The organism is Mesorhizobium sp. M2C.T.Ca.TU.002.02.1.1 (assembly GCF_003997225.1).
In genome coordinates, this window is record NZ_RZTO01000561.1 from 1 (window position 1) to 4,179 (window position 4,179).

The 4,179-nt window shown below is 62.6% G+C and carries 5 protein-coding genes; 1 reads left to right on the top strand and 4 read right to left on the bottom strand.

The window, feature by feature from the left end:
• Window positions 1-476, top strand: a 476-nt coding sequence (locus tag EOD07_RS24855; RefSeq protein WP_164772496.1) for an amidohydrolase family protein, incomplete at its 5' end; no start/stop codon positions are given.
• A 5-nt stretch (window positions 477-481) separates the two neighbouring features.
• Here the strand turns inward: EOD07_RS24855 and EOD07_RS24860 are convergent.
• The 4 genes from EOD07_RS24860 to EOD07_RS24875 all read right to left on the bottom strand — a co-directional run bounded on the left by EOD07_RS24860 (window position 482) and on the right by EOD07_RS24875 (window position 4,171).
• Window positions 482-739 (bottom strand): hypothetical protein, encoded by a 258-nt coding sequence (locus EOD07_RS24860; protein WP_127237309.1) that lies wholly within the window; start codon window positions 737-739, stop codon window positions 482-484.
• 116 nt (window positions 740-855) lie between these two features.
• Complete coding sequence (locus EOD07_RS24865; protein ID WP_127237310.1) at window positions 856-1,263, bottom strand: carboxymuconolactone decarboxylase family protein; 408 nt, start codon at window positions 1,261-1,263, stop codon at window positions 856-858.
• A 362-nt stretch (window positions 1,264-1,625) separates the two neighbouring features.
• Window positions 1,626-3,122, bottom strand: a complete 1,497-nt coding sequence (locus tag EOD07_RS24870; protein WP_127237311.1) for a sugar ABC transporter ATP-binding protein — start codon at window positions 3,120-3,122, stop codon at window positions 1,626-1,628.
• On the bottom strand, window positions 3,122-4,171 hold the full coding sequence (locus tag EOD07_RS24875; protein ID WP_127237312.1) for a hypothetical protein: 1,050 nt from the start codon (window positions 4,169-4,171) through the stop codon (window positions 3,122-3,124). Before EOD07_RS24875 ends, EOD07_RS24870 begins: the two co-directional genes overlap by 1 nt.
• Window positions 4,172-4,179 lie beyond the last annotated feature (8 nt).

The window sequence follows — 4,179 nt, forward strand, 5'->3', positions numbered from 1 at the left end:
ATCCGAAGGTTCGCGCCAATGTGGCGCGGCTGAAGGATTACGGCCTCGCCTTCGACCTGCAGCTTTTTCCCGCGCAGATGAAGGACGGACTGACGCTGGTCGGCGAAAACCCTCAGACGAATTTCATCCTCACCCATGCCGGCATGCTGACCGGCACGGAGCCGGAGACCACTGAAGCATGGAAGGCGGGGCTGCGCACGCTTTCGGCGGCGCCCAATTTCTACGCCAAGCTCTCGGGGCTCGGCACTTTCGTTCACCGCAACGACCCGGATCTCATCGCCTACATCGTCGACAACGCGATAGAAATCCTCGGCAGCGACCGGCTGATGTTCGGCTCGAACTTCCCGATCGAGAAGCTGTGGACCAGCCACGCCGAACTGATCAAGGCACACCGCGCCGCAGTCGCCAGGCACGGCGCGAAGGCCGAGGCGGATATCTTCTGGAACACGGCGGAGAAGGTGTATCGGCCGGTGTGAAAGCTCTATTGCGGCGTGCCGGGCGCTTTAGGGCCGTTCTTTTGAAAGTTTGCCAGAGCGTCCAGAAATTCCTGCTCGTTCTTCTTGTGAAAGCCCTCGACACCGTAGCGAGCGACCCCTTCATCAAGCGATTTCGCTACACTGCTGCCAAAGGTCGGGAGTTGTGCTGGCTGCTTGGGTTGGTTCCACAGCCAGAAGCCCGCGACAGTCAGCATCGCGAGCACTATCGCCAGAAGAGTGTTTCTATTGAATATCGCCGACATTATCGACCCCTAGCATCTCTTCCATAGCTGCTTAGGGTCAATTTCCTAAAACTCGGCGATGACCATTCTTACAATTTTAGCCAGAATGGTAGTTCTTAAACAGTACAAGCCGCGCTTCACTTCACCTCGAACTGCGGATCGAGCGGGATCTGCATGGCGGTGACGAGATGATTGGTCTGGCCGGCCAGCCCAATGATCGACACAAGCTCGCCATGCTGCGCGTCTGTCATGCCCTTGGCCCGCGCGGCGGCCGTATGCGAATGGACGCAGTAGGAACAGCCGTTGGCGGTCGAGACAGCGATATAGATCATTTCCTTGGTCAGCGGGTCGATGGCGCTGTCGGCGACCATCACCGCCTTGAGCTGCTCCCACACCCGCTTCAGCGACGCCGGATCGTTGGCCAGCCCGCGCCAGAAATTGTTGACGAAGTCGGATTTCCGCGTCGCCCGGATATCGTCGAACACGGCCTTCACCGCCGGGATCTTTTCGACCTCGGCATCGGTTAGAAGTTTCGTGGTGGCCATGGTTTGATCCTTTCAGTGAATTGATGGAATAGGTCGTTGAATCGGACCTACCAGAAATGGCACTAACTGCCTTAGATGACTTGGCAATTGATGCGCTGGCAAGAGATCGTGGGAGCCGCCCCCTCAGTTTCGTCATCCACGGGCGGAGCAGCCGCGAAGCGGCGTCGCGGAGACCCGAGGATCCATTCCGTGACCTCAGCCACGGAGTGCAGCGGAGCAAAAAAATTCTGCACTGTTGCGGCGCTCGAAAGTCACGGAATGGATCCTCGGGTCTGCGCGCGTCGCTTCGCTCCTTGCTCCGCCCGTGGATGACGACGTCGCGGAGGCTCCGGCCAATTGTCGAAGTGCCCGCCAGCCACACCCTAGTGCACCGCCGCATACATGATCTTCTCCTCTGTCGCCTCCGCCGGCGAGAACTCCTCGACGATGCGGCCCTGGCGGCAGACCAGAATCCGATCCGACAGGTTCATGATCTCGGGCAGGTAGGACGAGATGACGACGACGGCGAGGCCCTCGTCGGCCAGCCGGTTGATGATCTGGTGGATCTCGGCGATGGCGCCGACGTCGACGCCGCGCGTCGGCTCGTCGAAGATGACGATGCGCGGCTGCTGCACCAGGCCCTTGCCGATCACCACCTTCTGCTGGTTGCCGCCGGAAAGCTCGACCACGCGGGCATTGTCGTTGATCGCCTTGATGTTGAGCGTCTTCGTCCATTCGGCGGAAAGCTGCCGCATCTCCTGCTGGTTGATCACCCAGGCTTTTTCGCGACCCGCGGCGAGCAGGCCGCCGAACAGGTTCTCGGCGATGCCCATCGTCTCGAAAATGCCTTCGCTCTTGCGGTCCTCGGTGACGTAGACGATGCCGTCGGCAACCGCTTCGCTCGGCACCAGGTAGCGTACCGGCTTGTCGTCGAGCTCGATCGCGCCACCGCGCAGGAAGTCGCGCTTGTAGATGCCCGAGACGATCTTGAAGGTCTCGGTGCGGCCCGACCCGATCAGGCCGAACACGCCGGTGATCTGGCCCTCGAAGATCGAGAAGGAATTGTTGCGCACGATGTTGCTCATCGAGATGTCCTGCACGGACAGCACCTTCTTGCCCGCCTTGCGCAACTTCGTCTCGTCGCGCTGGCGGTAGATCTGCCCCGTCAGCGAGCGCCCGACCATGGCCGCGACGATCCTGTCGCGATCAAAGGCCGATGTCTCGTCGGTGATCACCAGCTCGCCGTCGCGCAAAATGGTGATCCTGTCGGCGATCATCAGCGCCTCTTCCAGCGCGTGGCTGATGAAGACGATCGACACGCCTCGTGCCTTAAGTCTCCGGATCAGCGCGAAGAAATGGCGCTTCTCCTCCGGCGTCAGCGTCGCCGTCGGCTCGTCGAAGATGATGATGTCGGCATTGTGGTGGACGGCGCGGGCGATCTCGACCATCTGCCGCTTGGCGGCGCCCAGCGTGGCCACCATCGCGTTCGGGTCGACCGGGAAGTTCAGCGACTGCAGGAATTGCTGCGCCGAGATATAGGTGCCGCGCAGCCGGTTGAGGAATTTCTCCGTGCCGAGATAGAGGTTCTGCGCCACCGTCATCGACGGCACCAGGCTGGTCTCCTGGAACACCATGGCGATGCCCGCTTCAAGTGCTGCATGCGGCGAGGCGTAGGCCGTCTCGACGCCCTTGTGGAACATCCTGCCCGAAGTGGCGTCGACGACGCCGGCGATGATCTTGGTCAGCGTCGACTTGCCGGCGCCGTTTTCGCCGAGCAGGGCATGGATCTCGCCTTTCCTCAGATCGAACGTGACGTTCTTCACCGCCGGCACGCCGCGGTAGGTTTTCGTCACGTCCTCCAGACGAACGATCGGTTCCATCAGAAACCTCCCGTGATTGCTTCGAGCGCCAGCACGCAATCGCCGCCCTTCGAGGCGACGAACAGGCGGCCGTCCTTTTCCGCGACGCTGCAGATGCCGTGGCGCGTGCCGTTGGCGCGGCTGTGCAGGCTGAATTGCGGCTGCATGTCCCGGTCGAGCCTGACTACGAGCCCGTAGGAGCGGCTGGGCGACCACGGCTTGTGGATGCCCATGGTGCGGATGCCGCCGCATTGCAGCGGCTCGAGGAAGCTGCGGTTGGAGGCCAGCGCCGGCGCGATCCAGTAGGCCGGCGGCACCTGGTCGATCATGTCCTGGCGATAATGCGTTTCCTGCAGCACGAATTCGATCAGCCGGTTGCGCGGCGCAAACAGCGTCAGCCACGCCCCGCCGTCGCCGGCCGGCGCTAGTCGCGAAGGATAGCCGGGAAGATGCGTCAGCACCGTGGCGCGATTGCCGGTCGCGCTGAAGCGGACCAGTTGATGGCGCCAGCTCTCGCTGACCACCACATCACCGCCGGCAGGATAGAGCCCGTATGGAAAAGCGATGCCGTCGGCCGCCTTGCGAAAATCTCCGCCGGCCGGCCGCGCCCAAAGCGAGCCGGACGCGCCCTTCTTCATCAAGTCGGCCGCCCATTGCGACGGCGCGTGCTCACTGGAGCCATTGGCCAGCCACAGCGTGCCGTCATCCGCATAGGCGAGCGCCGTGATGCAGCGTATCCCGGCCGGCAGCGAAACCTCCTTGCCGGCAATGAGCAGCTTGCCGCTTTCCAATCCGACCGTGAGTTCGCCCGCTCGCGACAGCGCCAGCGCGGTGACGGAAGATTGAAAGGTCTCGACCACGATGGGCTCGGAACCGGCCGCAACCGCCAGGATGGCGTTGCCGCTGGAGACAAGCAGACGCCCGTCGGCCGCCAGCAGGTTGTCCGGTTCCGTCAGTTCGGCGAAGGCAGGCAGGTCGTCCAGCCGCGTGTTGGGACGGAAGGCGCCGTCGAGCGGCGGTATGGTGACCGCCTTGCCGCGGAAGACATCCAGGATCGGATCGAGGATCATGGCTTGCC

What these genes read in the sequence shown, in the direction of transcription:
- EOD07_RS24860 (WP_127237309.1), bottom strand. Translation starts at nt 739, where the DNA reads ATGTCGGCGATATTCAATAGAAACACTCTTCTGGCGATAGTGCTCGCG.
- EOD07_RS24865 (WP_127237310.1), bottom strand. Translation starts at nt 1,263, where the DNA reads ATGGCCACCACGAAACTTCTAACCGATGCCGAGGTCGAAAAGATCCCG.
- EOD07_RS24870 (WP_127237311.1), bottom strand. Translation starts at nt 3,122, where the DNA reads ATGGAACCGATCGTTCGTCTGGAGGACGTGACGAAAACCTACCGCGGC.
- EOD07_RS24875 (WP_127237312.1), bottom strand. Translation starts at nt 4,171, where the DNA reads ATGATCCTCGATCCGATCCTGGATGTCTTCCGCGGCAAGGCGGTCACC.